17 protein-coding genes are annotated in these 18,160 nt (G+C 43.9%); 8 read left to right on the forward strand and 9 right to left on the reverse strand.

Annotation, left to right across the window (positions count from 1 at the left end; translation table 11 throughout):
- Nucleotides 1–51 precede the first annotated feature (51 nt).
- On the forward strand, nucleotides 52–672 hold the full coding sequence (gene recR / locus AC5ZC7_RS28690) for a recombination mediator RecR (RefSeq protein ID WP_496160847.1): 621 nt from the start codon (nucleotides 52–54) through the stop codon (nucleotides 670–672).
- 135 nt (nucleotides 673–807) lie between these two features.
- Here the strand turns inward: recR and AC5ZC7_RS28695 are convergent, their stop codons facing one another.
- Nucleotides 808–1,026 (reverse strand): hypothetical protein, encoded by a 219-nt coding sequence (locus AC5ZC7_RS28695; RefSeq protein WP_496160848.1) that lies wholly within the window; start codon nucleotides 1,024–1,026, stop codon nucleotides 808–810.
- 424 nt (nucleotides 1,027–1,450) lie between these two features.
- Here AC5ZC7_RS28695 and AC5ZC7_RS28700 point away from each other — a divergent pair, with 424 nt between their 5' ends.
- The 6 genes from AC5ZC7_RS28700 to AC5ZC7_RS28725 all read left to right on the forward strand — a co-directional run bounded on the left by AC5ZC7_RS28700 (nucleotide 1,451) and on the right by AC5ZC7_RS28725 (nucleotide 7,367).
- The gene (locus tag AC5ZC7_RS28700; protein WP_496160849.1) at nucleotides 1,451–2,467 is read left to right on the forward strand and encodes a homocysteine S-methyltransferase family protein; all 1,017 of its coding nucleotides are present in this window, start codon (nucleotides 1,451–1,453) and stop codon (nucleotides 2,465–2,467) included.
- A 44-nt stretch (nucleotides 2,468–2,511) separates the two neighbouring features.
- Nucleotides 2,512–5,277: a methionine synthase gene (gene metH, locus AC5ZC7_RS28705; RefSeq protein ID WP_496160850.1), complete on the forward strand. Its 2,766-nt coding sequence runs from the start codon at nucleotides 2,512–2,514 to the stop codon at nucleotides 5,275–5,277.
- 145 nt (nucleotides 5,278–5,422) lie between these two features.
- Nucleotides 5,423–6,187 carry an exodeoxyribonuclease III gene (locus tag AC5ZC7_RS28710; RefSeq protein ID WP_496160851.1) on the forward strand — a complete coding sequence of 255 codons (765 nt, stop codon included), beginning with the start codon at nucleotides 5,423–5,425 and terminating at the stop codon, nucleotides 6,185–6,187.
- A 12-nt stretch (nucleotides 6,188–6,199) separates the two neighbouring features.
- Complete coding sequence (locus AC5ZC7_RS28715) at nucleotides 6,200–6,502, forward strand: DUF4286 family protein (RefSeq protein ID WP_496160852.1); 303 nt, start codon at nucleotides 6,200–6,202, stop codon at nucleotides 6,500–6,502.
- A gap of 316 nt (nucleotides 6,503–6,818) precedes the next feature.
- On the forward strand, nucleotides 6,819–7,088 hold the full coding sequence (locus AC5ZC7_RS28720) for an HU family DNA-binding protein (RefSeq protein ID WP_029465307.1): 270 nt from the start codon (nucleotides 6,819–6,821) through the stop codon (nucleotides 7,086–7,088).
- 153 nt (nucleotides 7,089–7,241) lie between these two features.
- Nucleotides 7,242–7,367 carry a 30S ribosomal protein THX gene (locus AC5ZC7_RS28725; RefSeq protein WP_496160853.1) on the forward strand — a complete coding sequence of 42 codons (126 nt, stop codon included), beginning with the start codon at nucleotides 7,242–7,244 and terminating at the stop codon, nucleotides 7,365–7,367.
- Nucleotides 7,368–7,482: 115 nt separating this feature from the next.
- Here AC5ZC7_RS28725 and pdxH read toward each other — a convergent pair whose 3' ends face one another.
- The gene (gene pdxH / locus AC5ZC7_RS28730; protein ID WP_496160854.1) at nucleotides 7,483–8,130 is read right to left on the reverse strand and encodes a pyridoxamine 5'-phosphate oxidase; all 648 of its coding nucleotides are present in this window, start codon (nucleotides 8,128–8,130) and stop codon (nucleotides 7,483–7,485) included.
- Nucleotides 8,131–8,216: 86 nt separating this feature from the next.
- Between pdxH and AC5ZC7_RS28735 the strand changes: the two genes are divergently transcribed.
- A complete protein-coding gene (locus AC5ZC7_RS28735) occupies nucleotides 8,217–9,335 on the forward strand; it encodes a DUF3298 domain-containing protein (RefSeq protein WP_496160855.1) in 1,119 nt (372 codons plus the stop codon).
- A gap of 106 nt (nucleotides 9,336–9,441) precedes the next feature.
- Here AC5ZC7_RS28735 and pyrH read toward each other — a convergent pair whose 3' ends face one another.
- The 7 genes from pyrH to AC5ZC7_RS28770 all read right to left on the reverse strand — a co-directional run bounded on the left by pyrH (nucleotide 9,442) and on the right by AC5ZC7_RS28770 (nucleotide 17,987).
- Nucleotides 9,442–10,155, reverse strand: a complete 714-nt coding sequence (gene pyrH / locus AC5ZC7_RS28740) for a UMP kinase (protein ID WP_291925708.1) — start codon at nucleotides 10,153–10,155, stop codon at nucleotides 9,442–9,444.
- 200 nt (nucleotides 10,156–10,355) lie between these two features.
- Complete coding sequence (gene tsf / locus AC5ZC7_RS28745) at nucleotides 10,356–11,180, reverse strand: translation elongation factor Ts (RefSeq protein ID WP_496160856.1); 825 nt, start codon at nucleotides 11,178–11,180, stop codon at nucleotides 10,356–10,358.
- A 140-nt stretch (nucleotides 11,181–11,320) separates the two neighbouring features.
- Nucleotides 11,321–12,319 carry a 30S ribosomal protein S2 gene (gene rpsB / locus AC5ZC7_RS28750; RefSeq protein WP_496160857.1) on the reverse strand — a complete coding sequence of 333 codons (999 nt, stop codon included), beginning with the start codon at nucleotides 12,317–12,319 and terminating at the stop codon, nucleotides 11,321–11,323.
- Between the two features lie 92 nt (nucleotides 12,320–12,411).
- Nucleotides 12,412–12,801 carry a 30S ribosomal protein S9 gene (rpsI, locus tag AC5ZC7_RS28755; protein ID WP_145661599.1) on the reverse strand — a complete coding sequence of 130 codons (390 nt, stop codon included), beginning with the start codon at nucleotides 12,799–12,801 and terminating at the stop codon, nucleotides 12,412–12,414.
- Nucleotides 12,802–12,815: 14 nt separating this feature from the next.
- Nucleotides 12,816–13,259 carry a 50S ribosomal protein L13 gene (gene rplM, locus AC5ZC7_RS28760; protein WP_291925722.1) on the reverse strand — a complete coding sequence of 148 codons (444 nt, stop codon included), beginning with the start codon at nucleotides 13,257–13,259 and terminating at the stop codon, nucleotides 12,816–12,818.
- A gap of 262 nt (nucleotides 13,260–13,521) precedes the next feature.
- On the reverse strand, nucleotides 13,522–14,901 hold the full coding sequence (locus AC5ZC7_RS28765; protein ID WP_496160858.1) for a RagB/SusD family nutrient uptake outer membrane protein: 1,380 nt from the start codon (nucleotides 14,899–14,901) through the stop codon (nucleotides 13,522–13,524).
- A 14-nt stretch (nucleotides 14,902–14,915) separates the two neighbouring features.
- A complete protein-coding gene (locus AC5ZC7_RS28770; RefSeq protein ID WP_496160859.1) occupies nucleotides 14,916–17,987 on the reverse strand; it encodes a SusC/RagA family TonB-linked outer membrane protein in 3,072 nt (1,023 codons plus the stop codon).
- Nucleotides 17,988–18,160 lie beyond the last annotated feature (173 nt).

Here is an 18,160-nt window from a genome sequence, read left to right on the forward strand (position 1 = left end):
GCGGAGGGAGCTGGTGAACTCCCTCCGCTGCAATATTCCTAACTTTGCACTATGATATTTTCGTCTGCTCTGATAGAAAACGCGGTAAATGAATTTGCAAAACTGCCGGGGATTGGTAAGAAAACCGCCCTCCGACTGGTATTGCATCTGCTGAAGCAGGAAACGGCCCAGGTGGAACAATTTGGAGATGTGATTGCCCGTATGCGGCAGCAGATCCGGTTCTGCAATGTGTGTCATAATGTATCTGATGCCGAAATATGTAGTATTTGCAGCAGCCATTCCCGGCAAAAGCAGGTGGTATGTGTGGTAGAAAGCATCCGGGATGTGATGGCAATTGAAAACACGCAGCAATTCAATGGGTTATATCATGTATTGGGGGGTATTATTTCTCCTATTGATGGTATTGGCCCTGATCAGCTGAATGTACATTCCCTGGTGGAAAGAGTACGGTTTCAGGGAGTTGAAGAAGTGATTATGGCAGTAAGTCCTACTATTGAGGGAGACACTACCATTTACTATCTCTCTAAAAAATTAAAAGAATTTCCGGTAAAAATCACCACTATTGCCCGTGGTATTGCCTTTGGGGGAGAATTGGAATATGCAGATGAGATGACGCTGGCACGTTCTATCAGCAACCGGTTACCATTGGAAAGTTATGTACAAAATAAGTAATTGGCTTTTAGGGAGAAGGGAATCGCGGTGCTGCTTTTACATTTCCAAACGCCTTCATAAGGCTATAAAATAAATACGGGTGCTCAATAGCACCCGTCTTCGTTTAACCTGTAATTCCACGTTATGAAAAGTTTGTCAGACCGCATCCTTTAATGGATCGTCCTGAAATATTGTATGATTGGTTTCTGATTCTTTCTTGTCCTGCAGCTCTTTCCACCGCTGCATTTCATATTTATTTAAGAAACATACCTTAAACACTTCCGGTTGCCTTTCGTCTGTTGACTGTGGCACTGGCTGTAACCCCAGGCTGGCCAGGTGTTTATGCAGGGTATGGATATGTTCTGATATAGTCATGACTGACATCAATTTTGTTGTAATAAAATATGTAAGAAGCACTAATGACGAATCTGTTAATTGCAACAGCAATTACATGGAGTGTGGGCGGAGGGCTGGTGGGTGGCCATGGCCGGGTAAATCACTATATTTCTATCATTTTGTTGCATGGTGTCTTTCTATTACTCTACAAATATAGTAGACTTTATAGACTACTGCCAAATTATTTTTTCAGATATAAACAAAATCTATATTCAATACATTTAATATAGACTCATATGAAAAGGGGGCTAAAACTCCGGTCACATCTTATAAAGGGCAAATTCACAAAACAAAGAATTACCTGGGAAAAGGTTATATTTGTGAGGATTTTTCAGGGTGGATTTGTTTATTGTTCGACCCTGTTTTCGTTTCTCAACGGTAACTAATAAACGCCTTTACAATTATGAAATCTTTGCAAGACTGCGCCAACGAGCGTATACTTATCATTGATGGTGCAATGGGCACCATGATACAACGTTATCAACTCCAGGAATCTGACTACAGGGGCACCCGCTTTGCCAACTATCCCAGCGATCTTAAAGGCAACAACGATCTACTGAACCTCACACAACCGCAAATCATTGAAGCCATCCACCGGGAGTACCTGGAAGCTGGTGCTGATATTATTGAAACCAATACCTTCAGCAGCACCTCTATTGCCATGGCCGACTATGATATGCAGGAACTGGCCTATGAGCTCAACGTAGCTGCTGCAGCTATTGCAAAAAAAGCAACGGCCGCCTACAATGCCTTAACACCGGATAAGCCTCGCTTTGTGGCCGGTGCCATTGGTCCCATGAATAAAACGTTGTCGTTATCGCCGGATGTAAACAACCCTGGCTTCCGCTCCGTATACTTCGATGAAGTAGCCGCAGCCTACGAAGAACAGATCAGAGGCCTCTCTGATGGCGGCGTGGATATACTCCTGATAGAAACTATTTTTGATACACTGAACTGCAAGGCGGCTATTTACGCTATCAAGAAATACTACCGCGAATCCGGCAAACCAGAAATCCCTGTGATGATTTCCGGTACCATCACCGATGCATCCGGCAGAACCCTCAGCGGACAAACCCTGGAGGCATTTTATATTTCTGTAATGCACGCCAATCCGTTTTCTATTGGCTTGAATTGCGCCCTGGGCGGGCAACAGATGCGTCCATATGTAGAAGAGCTGTCTAACATTGCCAGCTGCTATGTAAGCTGCTACCCCAACGCCGGCTTGCCCAACGCCTTTGGTGAATACGATGAGGAACCGGAAGATACCGCATGTATCATCGAAGACTTTGCCAGTTCGGGCTTTGTTAACGTAGTGGGCGGTTGCTGTGGTACCACACCGGATCATATACGCCATATTGCAGAACATGTGAAACATATCAAACCACGTCTGAAGCCAGCATTGGCCGATACACTGGCCTAATCTATCACGGCAGGTTTTCTATTTAACACCCAGTAACAGCAACAATGAGCGAAACTATTATACATAATACAGATATTATCAGTGAACCAACCGTAAACGAAGAACGCAGGGTCATTAAGCCCTTCATGCGTTTGAGCGGACTGGAACCACTGGTAGTAAGACCAGAAACGAATTTCATTAACGTTGGGGAACGTACCAACGTTACCGGATCTAAGAAATTTGCCCGCCTGATCAGGGAAGGCCATTACGAAGAAGCATTATCTGTGGCCCGTCAACAGGTAGAAAGCGGCGCCCAGATATTGGACGTAAACATGGACGACGCCCTCCTCGATGGAGAAGTGGCGATGTCTACCTTCCTGAACCTGCTCGCGGCAGAACCAGACATCTCCCGTATCCCGGTGATGATTGACTCCAGTAAATTTTCTGTGATTGAAGCCGGATTGAAGTGTGTACAAGGGAAATGCATTGTAAACTCCATCAGCTTAAAAGAAGGAGAAGCCAAATTCATTGAACAGGCGCATATCTGTAGAAGCTATGGAGCCGCTGTAGTAGTAATGGCCTTCGACGAACACGGACAGGCAGATACCGAAGAAAAACGTGTCAGCTTCAGCCACCGTGCCTATAAAATATTAACTGAAGTAGTTGGTTTTGCCCCGCAAGACATCATCTTCGACCCGAATATATTTGCGATTGCTACTGGTATTGAAGAACACAATAACTACGCGGTAGAATTCATTAATGCCACCCGTCGCATTAAAGAACTGATGCCCCTGGCTAAAGTGAGTGGCGGGGTGAGTAACGTGTCTTTCTCCTTCCGGGGGAATGAAACTGTGCGCGAGGCCATGCACTCTGTATTCCTGTACTATGCCATCAAAGCGGGCATGGACATGGGGATCGTGAATGCCGGTATGCTCCAGATCTACGATGACATTGAACCACAACTGCGGGACTTATGTGAGGATGCCATACTAAACAGACGGGAAGACGCTACCGAAAGGTTGATACAATTTGCGGAAACCGTTAAGGCCAAAGGAAAAGTTGTAGAGAAAGATGAAACCTGGAGGCTGGGAACCGTGGAAGAGCGGTTAAGCCATGCCCTCGTAAACGGGATTACCGATTATATTGATGGAGATACAGAAGAAGCCCGTCTCAAATACCCACGTCCGCTGGACGTTATTGAAGGTCCGCTGATGGCGGGTATGAACATCGTGGGCGACCTGTTTGGCAGTGGTAAAATGTTTTTACCCCAGGTGGTAAAGAGTGCCCGTGTGATGAAAAAGTCCGTGGCCATTCTGACTCCTTATATAGAAGAAGAGAAACTGCGCCTGCAGGAACAGTTTGGTGGAGAAATTAAAGCCGCCGGTAAAATTTTGCTCGCCACCGTAAAAGGAGACGTACATGATATCGGTAAAAACATTGTAGGCGTAGTACTGGCTTGTAATGGCTACGACATTATTGATCTGGGTGTAATGGTGCCTGCAGAAAAGATTTTGCAGACCGCCCGCCAGGAAAAGGTAGACATTATCGGGTTAAGCGGGTTGATTACCCCCAGCCTCGATGAAATGGTACATGTGGCCCGTGAACTGAAAAGGCAGGATTTTGATATCCCGCTGATCATTGGTGGTGCTACTACCAGTCGTACCCATACGGCGGTTAAAATAGCCCAGGAATATGGCCACGGCGTGGTACACGTACTGGATGCTTCCCGTAGCGTAACCGTTACCGGCAGCTTGCTTAATAAAGCCCTGAAACCTGATTTCCTGGCTGGTATCCAGGAAGAATATCATAAGCTGAACGAGGCATTCCGGAATAAAAAACAGACCAAGCAATTCCTTGCTATTGCGGATGCACAACAAAATAAAACAGCGATCGACTGGAATAACTTTACACCGGTAAAACCTAAAAAGACCGGGGTAATGAAGTTTGAAAACTACGATCTGAAGGAAATTGCAGCCTATATAGACTGGCAGCCGTTTTTCATTGCCTGGGAATTGCACGGCAAATTCCCTCAAATCCTCAGCGATGAGATTGTAGGTGTGGAAGCCACCCGCCTGTTCAACGATGCACAGGAATTGCTGAAGAAAATAATTGAGGAAAAATGGCTGGGTGCCAATGCGGTTATTGGCCTCTACCCTGCCAACCGTGTAGCGGCAGACTCCGTAAAAGTAACCCCGGAGCAGGCCGACATCGCGCCGGTACAACTGGAATTCCTGCGTCAGCAGGTGAAAAAGGCACCAGGACAACCGAATTTCTCCCTGGCTGATTTCATTGCACCCGCTGAAAACGGCAAAACCGACTACATTGGCGGGTTTGCAGTGACTACCGGTGTTGGTATTGAAAAGTGGCTGGACAAATTCAAAGCAGAACACGACGACTATAACAGCATTATGCTGAAAGCCCTGGCCGACAGGCTGGCGGAGGCGTTTGCGGAATTGATGCACGAACGTGTGCGTAAAGAATTCTGGGGATATGCCACTGAAGAGCATCTCAGCAATGAACAACTGATTAAGGAAGAATACGCGGGTATTCGTCCGGCGCCGGGCTATCCCGCCTGCCCTGACCATACCGAGAAATACAAGCTGTTTGACCTGTTGAGCGCCACCGAAAACACGGGTATCACGCTCACAGAATCACTGGCGATGTATCCTGCTTCCAGCGTGAGTGGCTGGTATTTTGCCAACCCGGAAAGTAAGTATTTTGGGTTAGGTAAAATTGAGAAGGACCAGGTAGCCGACTATGCCACCCGTAAAGGCTGGACAATAGAAGAAGCTGAACAGTGGCTCCGCCCCAACCTCGAATACGACATCTAGCCGTTAGTTTTTAGCTGTTAGCCCAGCGAATAGTTAAAAGCTACGCCCCCGATATTCAGATAAAATAGCCATTAGCTTTTAGTGAGATGACAACGGCTCCGTTGCACTTTGCTAACTGCTAATGGCTAACCGCTAAAAGCTATATATGCGCATCATATCTTATAATGTAAACGGCCTGAGGTCTGCCATGACCAAAGGATTCACCGAATGGTTACAATCCGATCCTGCGGACATTATCTGCCTCCAGGAAATCAAAGCTCACCAGGAAAACATCGATTTTCAACAGTTTGAAAAACTGGGGTATGAACACTACTGGTTTCCCGCGCAGAAGAAGGGATACAGTGGGGTAGCCGTGCTGACCCGTATTAAGCCAGACTTCGTACAATACGGTAACGGGCATGAACAAAGCGATACAGAAGGACGCTTCATACGCCTGGATTTCGGCGATATTACCCTGATTAATACCTACTTCCCTTCCGGCACCAGTGGCGATATCCGGCAAACTTATAAATATCAGTGGCTGGATGAGTTTTTCACCTACCTCGATGAGTTAAAGAAAACCCGTCCAAAGCTGGTGGTATGCGGGGATTACAACATTTGTCATAAGCCAATAGACATCCATGACCCGGTAAGCAATAAAAATTCTACCGGCTTTTTGCCTGAAGAACGGGCCTGGATGGACCGTTTCTTTGAGAGTGGCTTCGTAGACAGTTTCCGTCAATTTAATACCGACCCTCATCAGTACAGCTGGTGGAGCTTTCGGGCTAATGCCAGGAACAATAACAAGGGCTGGCGTATAGACTATATCAATGTTACCTCCCCGTTGAAGGAGCAGTTAAAACACGCCACTATTTACCAGCAGGTAAAGCACTCAGATCATTGTCCGGTATTTGTGGAGCTGACTGTATAAGCAAAAAGTAATATGATTATATACAACGTAACCACGAAAGTAGCCACAGATACGGCATTTCAGTGGCTTCAGTGGATGAAGGAATCACAGATTCCGGCTGTTATGGCCACCGGGTTATTCAGTGACTACCGTATGAGCCGGTTATTGGAGCAGGATGATAGTGAAGGGCCTACTTATGTAGTACAATATTTTGCGGATAGCCTGGAACAGTACAATACCTTCTCAGAACGGTACCAACAAGGGCTGCGGCAGAGTGCTTACAGCATTTTTGGGGATCGTTTTATCGCCTTTACAACCGTTATGGAGGTGATTTAAGTAAGGGGTCTTGACTAAACTTATCCACAGGAAATCCACTATTTTCAAGGCATGCGGACTTTGGTACAATACTTGGTTTTGAGCCTTGTTAATGGTAAAAAAATAAGCAAACATGCTACAGTACAGGGTTTTACGTAATCTTGCTAAAGGCGGTTACTTTAGCATGGTTATTAGCAATCAGCTGTAACCGTTACCAGTAGCGTTTTTCAGCCGATAAAATTTTCTATAAAAAAGTTGTAAAAAATTTGGTAATCTGATAAAACGCGCTATATTTGCTCACATCAAACATTTTTTCACTAGTTAAATCTTACTAACTATGAACAAAGCCGAATTAATCGACAAGCTTGCTAAAGATGCAGCTATTACCAAAACCCAAGCTAACGAAGCTCTGGATTCTTTCACCAAAGCTGTTGCTGATACCCTGAAAAAAGGTGGCAAAGTAACTTTGGTTGGTTTCGGTACTTTCTCCGTTTCTAAACGTGCAGCACGTAACGGTAGAAACCCACAAACCGGTCAGATCATCAAGATCAAAGCTAAGAAAGTTGCTAAGTTCAAAGCTGGTAAAGCTTTATCCGACAAGCTCTAATCAGTTAGCACAACTTATTCAAGCAAGGAACAATTATGTTTCTTGCTTTTTTTTTATATCAAACGGCCGGCACTATACAATTTCATCGAATTACAGTAATTTGCAGCCTGATAACATCATATTTAATAAACAACAAACTTCAAATTATTCGTTATGGGTAGAGGAGATATTAAAACCAAAAAAGGTAAAATCTTCAGTGGATCCTTCGGTAAAGTAAGATCTGCTAAAACAAGAAAAAATACTGCTGCAAAGGCTGCTGCTACTGCACCAAAAGCATAAGCATAAGGCGTAAAGCTAAAAGCAAAAAGCTATTAAAGCGAATGACTAAAGTGAGGATAATCCCTGCTTACATCATTCGCTTTAATAGCTTTTTGCTTTCTCTTTTATACCTTCATCAGGGCGCCAGGCGCTCTATTTTCCAGCTACCATCGGGCGCCAGCGAATACAAAATGCGGTCGTGCAGACGGCTGCTTCTACCCTGCCAAAATTCTATTGCCTGAGGCTTTACTACATATCCACCCCAGTAATCGGGCCTTTGAGGCGCCGTATGTTGATATTTTGCGGTTACCTGATCTACCTGCTCATCCAGGAAAGATCGGCCGGGAATCACCTTGCTTTGTGGCGAAGCGATGGCACCAATCCTGCTGCCTAAAGGACGGCTGTTATAATATTCATTGCTGATGCCTACCGGCGCCTTACTAACTGTGCCTTCTATGCGTACCTGTCTTTCCAGCTCCCGCCAGAAAAACAATAATGTAACATGTGGATTTTGTGCCAACTCCTGGCCTTTGCGGCTTTCATAGTTGGTAAAAAATAAAAATCCTTCCTCATCAAAGCTTTTCAGCAATACAATCCGTGCAGAAGGACGTCCGTCTGGCGTACTGGTGGCCAGTGTCATGGCATTGCTTTCGTCTATTTCACTATCTATTGCCTCCTGCCACCATTTCCCGAACTGCGCCAGGGGATAAGGCGCAATGTCACTTTCATCCAGGGAAGCCAGCTTATAATCCTTCCGTAAATCAGCTATTTTCTGGTTCAACATGGTCTGTTAATTTTATTGGTTCAAACGGGTCCTCAAAGGTATGGAAGGATAATAGTAATTTTGACGGATCTGATATAAATCATACTATGAAAAGAGCTTCATTATTGGTATTACTGCTGGCGATGGTTATACTGTCGTGCCATACACGCAGCGAGAAAGACGGCGCTGCTGCCGGTAATACCGTCAACACCATTGTGCCACTGGTGTCTACTCCCCTGTTTTATACACAACTCAAAGGAAAATTAGGCGATAAAGAAATTACTATGCAATTGCTAAAAACCGCTCCCAACCTGTTTCGTGGTTACTATAGCGATGATAGCACCGGACGCCCGATTGCATTATGGGGCACCCTGGATTCCAACCTGGTAAACATCTACGAAGAAACCAATAACAGCGCTGAAGACCGGTTATTCAGTGGTTATCTTTCTGACGATGGGAAGTTTAAAGGCGTGTGGCATGGCAACGGCACCTCCTATCATTTTGAATTTCATACAGACCTGCAAAAAGCTGTACCATTACAGGTATTTTACCAGATTGACTCTGCCAGGCTGATCCCCTCTTTCCCCAAATCCCCAGTTGGCACGGTATCCAACAGCATGATATGGCCTGATTCAACTGTAGATTCTACGATTGCCCACTTTATTGTGCAGCAGCTAACAGGGGCCAATTATTTCACCACACCGCAACAATATCTGAAAAGAGGCATTGACTCCTTTATTCTTGGCTACCGGGTATCCGCCAAAGATGCTGACAGCAGTGAGTTCAGCGATGCATCTGCTGCGTTATCCTGGAACTGGACTACAGATAATGATATGAAAGTGGTGTACAATACCTGGCCTTTGCTGGTGGTGGAAAAGTATGCGTATGACTTTACCGGCGGAGCACATGGCAACTGGGGGGCTACCTATAAAACACTGGATTTAGCTAAGCGGAAAGTGCTTACACCGGAAGATATTTTCAAACCGGGTTATAAAGACGCCGTGGGTGTGTTGCTGGATAAAGCTTTCAAAGACAGGTTCCATATGACGGAAGAAGAAGCGCTGGATCAGAACCTGCTGGTAAAAAGTATCCCTCCCAATAATAATATGATTGTTACTGAGAAGGGTGTAGCTTTCAGCTATGTGCCTTATGAGATAGGGCCTTATGCTTTAGGACAAGTAACGTTGTTCATACCAATGAGCGCATTGAAAGGGGTGCTGAAGTAGCTTTTAGCTTTTAGCCGTTAGCTTTTAGCAAAAATGCAGCGAGAAACATAATAGCATATGTTCTTCGCTGCATTTTTGCTAAAAGCTAACGGCTAAAAGCTAAAAGCTATCCTTTCACCAATGTCCCTACATTTTTACCCATGATCACGTTCAGGAGGTTACCCTGGCGGTTCATATCAAATACGATAATGGGCAGCTTATTTTCCTGGCAAAGGGTAAATGCTGTCATATCCATCACGTTGAGGGATTTCTGGTATACTTCTGAGAAAGTAATGGTTTCGAAGCGGGTAGCTGTTTTATCTTTTTCAGGATCGGCGGTATAGATACCATCTACGCGGGTTCCTTTGAGAATAACATCTGCCTGAATTTCGATAGCGCGCAGGGAAGCAGCAGTATCCGTAGTAAAGTACGGGTTACCGGTACCTCCACCGAATATTACAACACGACCTTTTTCCACGTGGCGGATAGCGCGGCGGCGGATATAAGGTTCAGCAATTTGTTCCATTTTGATGGCAGACTGGAGGCGGGTATAAAGACCTACTTTTTCCAATCCACTTTGCAGGGCCATGCCATTGATAACTGTGGCGAGCATTCCCATATAATCGCCCTGTGCTCTTTCAATGCCTGTTTCGGCTTCATTCATCCCGCGGTAGATATTTCCTCCACCTATGACGATGGCTACTTGTACCCCTAGGTCGGTAACCGCCTTAATATCATAGGCGTACTGTGTTATCACCTTCGGATCAATACCATAATTTGCATCCCCCATGAGGGCCTCACCGCTCAATTTGAGCAAAATACGCTTATACTTTGGCAACATGACGCTATAAAATATTGTAAGATGTGATGTCCTAATCTGGTTTACGGTATTCTAATATACAACTTAAATGCAGAAAGGAGGAAATGAAGAAAAAAATGCCTTGTATACTTCCTGTTTTCCGTTGGGTTAAAGTGTATGATTAGTTATGCACAAAAAAAAGGAGAGAAACGAATTCTCTCCTTTTTTTTAATATGATGATATTAACCTAAAGCGATTCGCTTAAAGCCAGCCACTTTCAGGTCAGCATCTACTGACTTCAGGTAATCCGCTACGGACTTGTTGTTGTCCTTAACGAAAGCCTGTTGCAGCAGGGTGCTTTCTTTGAAGAATTTGTTCACTTTACCGGCAGCGATTTTTTCCGCCATTTCAGCAGGTTTACCTTCTGCTTTCACTTGTTCAACAGCGATTTCTTTTTCGCGGGCAATCAGTTCAGCAGGAACGCCATCCGCATCAACTGCGATAGGGTTCATAGCTGCGATTTGCATAGCGATATCTTTACCTACTTCTTCAGAAACAGGTTTAGAGAAAGCAACCAGTACGCCCATACGGAAGTTACCGTGGATGTAAGAAGTTACTGCGCCAGCCTCAACGAATTCGAATTTATTCAGGGTGATTTTCTCACCGATTTTAGCTACCTGGTCATTTACTTTATCTGCTACAGTAGCACCATCCAGAGAAGCGGCGTTCAGCTCTTCTACGGTTTTGATACCGTTAGCCAGTGCCAGGTCAACGATAGCCTGTGCAAATTTTACGAAATCTTCGTTTTTAGCAACGAAGTCAGTTTCACAACCCAGACCTACGATAACACCGGATTTACCATCAGCTGCTGTTTTAGCGATGATAACGCCTTCTTTGGTTTCACGATCGGAACGTAAAGCAGCCACTTTCTGACCTTTTTTACGCAGGTAGTCTACTGCTTGTTCAAAATCACCATCACTTTCTACCAGTGCCTTTCTGCAATCCATCATACCAGCACCAGTTTGCTGACGCAGTTTATTTACATCAGCTGCTGTAATTGTTGCCATGAGCTATAAATAGTTTAATTGTTGTAAAAATTTATGATCAGCTTTTACCTATTAGCCTTTAGGTCTTAATAAATGCAATGAGAAACTAATTTCTGTTGCATTTACTAAAAGCTAAAGGCTAATAGCTTAAAGCGTAATAATTATCTTCCGCCACCTGGTTTTCTAGGACCGTTGTTGCTGCCTGCGCCAGACGGACGACGTTGTCCTCCTGGTGCACCGCCGCCACGGTTAGCTCCACCACCACGGTTAGCGCCGCCGCCCTGGCCACCTGGACCACGACCGCCTTGACCACCACGGTTAGCGCCACCTGGGCCGCCTTGACCACGTCCACCACCTTGAGCACCTGGTTTACGACCTCTTTCGCGATCTTCACCGCCTTCAACGTCGAATTTACGTGCCTTATCGTCTGCTTCTTCTTCTTCCTCTACTTCTTCAGATTTCTCTGTAGCTCTTTCAGACAGACCTTCAGCGATTGCTGCGCAGATGTAGCTGGTAACAATAGCGATAGATTTAGTAGCGTCATCGTTCGCAGGGATTGCGAAGTCAACTTTAGTAGGATCAGAGTTAGTATCTACCATACCGAAAGTAGAGATGCCCAGACGTTTAGCTTCTGCCAGTGCGATGTGTTCGTGGCTGATATCAACCATGAACAGTGCAGCTGGTACACGTGCCAGTTGAGCGATACCACCCAGCACTTTCTCCATTTTCTCTTTATCGCGGCTTAAAGTCAGACGTTCTTTCTTAGTGATATTGTCGAATGTACCGTCCTGCAGCATTTTTTCAATGCTCTGCATTTTCTTAACACTCTTACGGATTGTAGAGAAGTTAGTGAGCATACCACCTAACCATCTTTCGGTAACGAAAGGCATGTTGATGTTACGCGCAGCGTCTGCTACGATTTCTTTCGCTTGCTTTTTAGTAGCAACGAACATGATCTTTTTACCGCTTTTAGCGATAGATTTCAGGGCAGCTGCTGCTTCCTGTAATCCTTCTACGGTTTTGTTCAGATCAATGATATGAATACCTTTCTTTTCTGCGAAAATATAAGGCAGCATCTTGGGATTCCACTTTTTCTTCAGGTGACCGAAGTGAACACCTGCCTCCAGTAACTGCTGCTGCAATGAGGTATTATTTTCCATGTTTATATTGCTCAATTAAAAGGATCAAATAATGTTTAGCTTTTAGCGGCTGGCGAATTAGCCAGTAGCTAACGGCCAATAGCTCAAAAATATTAGCGTTTAGAGAACTGGAAGCTTCTTCTTGCTTTCGCTTTACCTGGTTTCTTACGTTCAACTCCACGTGGATCACGTTTCAGGAGACCTGCTGCTTTCAGTGCGGGACGGAACTCGATGTTCACTTCGCACAGTGCGCGGGCAATACCCAGCTTAATAGCTTCTGCCTGACCTTTGATACCACCACCTTGTGCGTTGATTTTCACATCAAATTTATCGAGTGCATCGATAGTTTTGAAAGGCAGCTCCACCTGGTTCTGCAGGTAGATCAAAGAAAAGTAGTTTTTATAATCTTTGTCGTTAACTGTAATGTTACCGGTACCCTTGTTGATGTAAACGCGGGCAACAGCTTCCTTACGACGACCTATTGTATTTTTTTGCTTTTCCATGTATCAGAGAAAAATTAGAAAGTTAAAGGTTGTGGTTTCTGCGCAGCATGCGGATGCTCAGCACCTGCATATACAAATAATTTTTTGTACATCGCACGACCCAGACGGTTTTTAGGCAGCATGCCTTTAACAGCCTTTTCGATCAGTACTTCCGGACGGCGACGAACCAGGTCCTTAGCCAATTCGATTCTCTGACCACCTGGGAAACCAGTGTAGTGCATGTATTCTTTTTCCGCCATTTTATTGCCGGTTAAAGCAATTTTTTCAGCGTTGATTACGATGATATAATCACCACAATCAGTATGAGGCGTATAATAAGGTTTGTTTTTACCTCTTAAAATAGCCGCCATTTTAGCTGCTACTCTACCCAGTGTCAGGTTGGTAGCATCTACTATATGCCAGTCACGCTTTACGTAAGCGTCGTTAGCCGATTTAGTTCTGAAACTTAATGTATTCATTGTTGTATACGATAAAAAATTACGTCTTGTAAACAATTCCCCATTATGAGGAGTGCAAAGGTACATTGCACAATCTTAATAACCATACATTTTAGACACTTTTTTATAAGGGACCTTTGTAACAGATTGGTTTTCAATAAAAAATTTGTATAAAAGTTATTAACAGAAAATGAAAGGCTGTTGATATTATTAATATTTCGCTAATGAAAGCGGGCTTCCCGGTGATGGGAAGCCCGCAAAAGACTCATTATATTAGGAAATATTAATATCCCGGGTTCTGGGTGAGCTTGCTATTAACGTCTGTTTCACGTTGAGGAATAGGGAGCACCAGCTTATCATCATCATACTTACGGGTGCCCACATTCATTTTCAGGCGTTTGTATGTCCAGAGTTTGTCTCCTTCGTATACCAGCTCTCTTAAACGCTCCTCTACTACATCAGCCGCAGTAACAGCTACTAATGGAGTCGTATTGGCTCTTACTCTTACTTTATTTACGTCCTCCAATGGAGTAGCGCCTATGCTGGTGCCTGCACGCAGGTTGGATTCTGCCCTGGTCAGATACATTTCTGCCAAACGTACTACTGTATAAACTTTATACTGCTCTTTCCATTTAGTTGAATACAATCCGCTTACACCAGTGATACCACGTCCTGTATAAGAGAACCCTTTACGATCATCTGTAGCACCATAAGGTAGTTTGCTCAAATCAGCCAGGATATCTCCCCTGCCTCCGTTTGCACGGGAAGCATAGAAAGTCTGTAACCCATTATCTGAAGTTCCGGCGTTACTTTGGTTTGTTTGTTGAATAGCAAAGATATCTTCCGGAGAGTTGGATGCATTGTTAAACACCTTATCAAAAGAAGGAGCTAAAACAAAAGCTTTACTTGCAATTACCGCATCTGCTGCTGTAGCGGCCTCTCTATATAAGCCTTCTGCCATATAAACTCTTGAAAGGACAGCATAGGCTGAATATTTCGTGGCCCGTCCCTTGGTGTTTCTTTCAGGAAGGTTTTCAGCAGCAAATTGCAGATCTAACAATACTTGTTTGTGTATCGCTTCTACAGTTGCTCTGGCTTGCATTCCTTTTGGCAGATCTTTTTCCTCAACAATAGGATCGAGAATCAGTGGCACCGTAAGATTAGTGGAAATGGCCCCTGCAGAATATGGCTTGCCATACAAATTAGCTAAATGGAAATAGACCAATCCTCGGATAAATCTGGCTTCCCCTTCTACTGCCTTCTTATTGTCCTCAGATACAAGATTGATGTTTCCGATAACAATATTCAGGTTATTAATGATTTTATACCCACGTTGCCAAATACCCTCTGCAATACCACTTGTTCTCAACTGGGACTTTGCTTCTATCTGCCGATAAGGGAGGAATGTTCCCACAAAGGACAACTCTCCTTCATTAGCCAGCAAATCAGGTATTAAGATTCCCCTTTCACCGTAGGCATCATAATGTTGCAAATTGGCGTAAGCTCCCATTAATTCTGCATTTACGTCACTCTCATCTTTCACCTGATCAGGGTTAATGTATGACCCTGGCGCCACATCCAGTTTTTTATTACAGGCCGAAAAACCTGCAATAGAAACCGCCAACAAAATGGGAGCTATATATCTTTTATATGATTTCATCATTTACATGTTTAAAATTAAAACTTAACATTTAATCCCACTGTAACCTGTTTGGCCTGTGGCACAGTATAATAGTCAATACCACCAGCAATATTACCCAGTACATCTGAGTTGATTTCAGGATCGCCAAAATATTTGGTTTTGGTCCACAGATTATAACCTGCTACGTATACACGTAAACTTGAAATTTTCAGTGTATTGACAACATTCTTTGGCAATGTGTAACCAAGTGTGAGTGATTTCAGGCGGATATATGATCCATCAAATAACCAACGACTGTTAGCAACTCCGGAACCACCATCAGAATAATAATAGGATAAGCGAGGCACATTGGTAATATCACCAGGTTTCTGCCATCTTTGTAATACACTTGTTAACTGGTTATCATACCCACCGGCAAAACCGTTGTCCTGGTATACACCTGCGCGGTTGAAGATACTGTTACCTTGTACAAAGGAGAAGAAAGCGCTCAAATCAAATCCGTAAGCAGAGAACGTATTGGTTAAACCACCTGTCCAATCAGGATTGGATTTACCAACTACCATTCTTTGTGCTTTAGAGAAATCTGAAGTTGTTTTACCAGCAGCATCGAGATATAATGCATCTCCGGTTTGCGGATCTACACCTGCAAATTTAGGCATGTAGAAAACACCGATTGGTTGTCCTTCTACAGCTCTCTGTTCTTTATTAGCTGATTCAATGATCTGTCCTCTGATATCCTTTACGCGGTTTTTATTATAAGAAAGGTTCAGAGAAGTGTTCCATTTGAAATTACGGCTATTGATATTGATGCTGTTCAGCAAAATTTCCACCCCTTTGTTTTCCATGTTACCAATATTCAGATATTGGAAATCATAACCGGTAGAATATGGCAGGTTAGCCTTCAGCAACAAATCTGATGTTTGCTTGTTATAGTAATCTACTTCCCCACTCAGGCGGTTATCAAACAAACCGAATTCCACACCCACGTCAAATTGTTTTGTTTTCTCCCATTTCAGATTCGGGTTACCCATCTGATATGGCCGATATCCAGGTAACTGAGGATAAGAAGTTGGCTGCAACAATGTTAAATACCTGTTTTCACCAATTTCCGCATTACCTGTTGTTCCATAGCTCACGCGGAGTTTCAGGAAGTTCAGTGTTTTATTATCTTTCAGGAAGTCTTCCTGGGAAGCTACCCAGCCCAATGATGCAGCAGGGAACCAACCATAACGGCTATTCGGACCAAAACGGGAAGATCCATCTGAACGTAAACTTACAGAGGCAAGGTATTTTTCTTTATAAGCATAGGTAGCTCTTCCAAAATAAGAAAGGAAAGTATAACGCTGTGCAGTAGAGTTGCCATAAGTAATAGAAGCTGCTGCTACCAGCTTTTTGATGATATCTGAAGGGAACAATTCTCCGCTCACTTCAGTAGTTGAGAAGTCGTTTTGCAGATAGCTCATACCAGCAGTCACACTCAGGTTGTGATCTTCACCTAATTTAGGTGTGAGTGTAAAGTAGTTGTTGGTATTCAGTGATACGTTCTGTATGTAGTTAGAAGAAGCCCCTCCCTTACCCAAAGCATCAGATGCTTTGATACCAATGTATTGATCTTCTGTAAGGCTGGAGATATCAGCACCCAATTCCGAACGGAAGGTTAAGATGGGCAGTATTTTATAGTTCAGGAATACATTACCTAAAGTACGGAAAGTTACCTGCCTGTTAGAGTTGAACTGTGCATCCCACAAACCATTAGGATAAAGCGTATTGTTATTGATCGCTCCGGTAGAATCACGCAATGGCGACAATGGCGTTTGTGCTACCAGCTGGCTGGGTGTAGAGAAAATATTATCATTGCTTACACGATCCAGTTGAGAACGACTTACATTCAGATTCATACCGAAAGACACCTTGTCTGTAGCATTATGTTCGAGGTTTAAACGGCCACCATAACGAACAAATTTGTTATTGATTACAATGGCTTCCTGGCTATTGTAGAATCCTGATACATAGAATCTGGTTTTCTCCGTACCGCCTGAAGCAGATAAATCTAACTGCTGTGCATGCGCCGGATTTCTGAATTGTGCTTTTTCCCAGTTAGTACTATAACCCAGTTTATTAAAGTCTTTACCCAGTGCCAGTTCAGACATTGCTCCATCTACTTCATCCGTGAAGTAAGCGATGGCGGCAGCTTCAGTAGGAAAAGGCAATCCATCATCAGTGTAAACATCTCCATTTGCAAACGCAGTCTTACCATCATTTGCCGCTCTTTCGTGAAGCAGTGTTACATATTGTTTAGCATCCAGAAAGCCTCTCATAGTAGTTGGCTTTCCCCAGCTGGTGTTAGCGTTAAGTTCTATTTTAGTCCTTTCTCCGGATCTTCCTTTTTTGGTAGTGATCAGGATTACACCATTGGAACCACGGGCACCATAGATAGCCGTTGCAGCCGCATCTTTCAACACATCGATAGACTCGATATCATTAGGGTTGATATCAGCCATTGGGTTAGTAGGATCATTGTTTACATCTGTCTGGCTGGTAGAGTTTACCGGCATTCCATCTACTATATAAAGCGGCTGGCTGTTCGCAGAGATAGAAGACGTACCACGGATACGTACTTTAATACCTTGTCCAACTTTACCACTTCCGGATTCGATAACCACACCAGGTGTTTTACCCTGGATAGCTGATTCAAGGCTTACTACCGGCTGATTCTCTATTTCCTTGGCCGCAATTTTACTCACCGCACCTGTCAGATCACGTTTGTTTTGGGTACCATAACCCACTACCACCACTTCTGAGAGGTCTTTATTGCCTGCTGATAAGCTTACATTAATTGTTTTCTGATTGCCTATCACTATTTCCTGGTCAGTATAACCCACAAAAGAAAATACCAGGGCGGCGCCTTTATCAGACACCTCAAGCTTATAGGTACCGTCTCCTGAGGTTAACGTTCCCGTATTTGTACCTTTTACTTTCACAGTAACGCCAGGCAGGCCGCTACCGTCTTTCTGATCGGTAACCCTACCATTAATTTGTCTTGACTGGGCAAATGTCAAGGTGCATAGGAACAACAACATGCCCACCATCGAGTAGAATCGCAACATGGTTCTTAGTTTAGATTTTGAGTTATGAACAGCAGTTTGATAAACATTTGGCTGATGAGGTACTTTTGGGCCTTATCAATATTTCTTTAAGCAAAAACAAGCAATGCACACCGACAGTACACAATCTGACACAGGCGGATCACTAAAAATTGGCTGAATTCACATTCAGAGTT

The sequence above is a fragment of the Chitinophaga sp. 9-1-y genome (assembly GCF_059511905.2).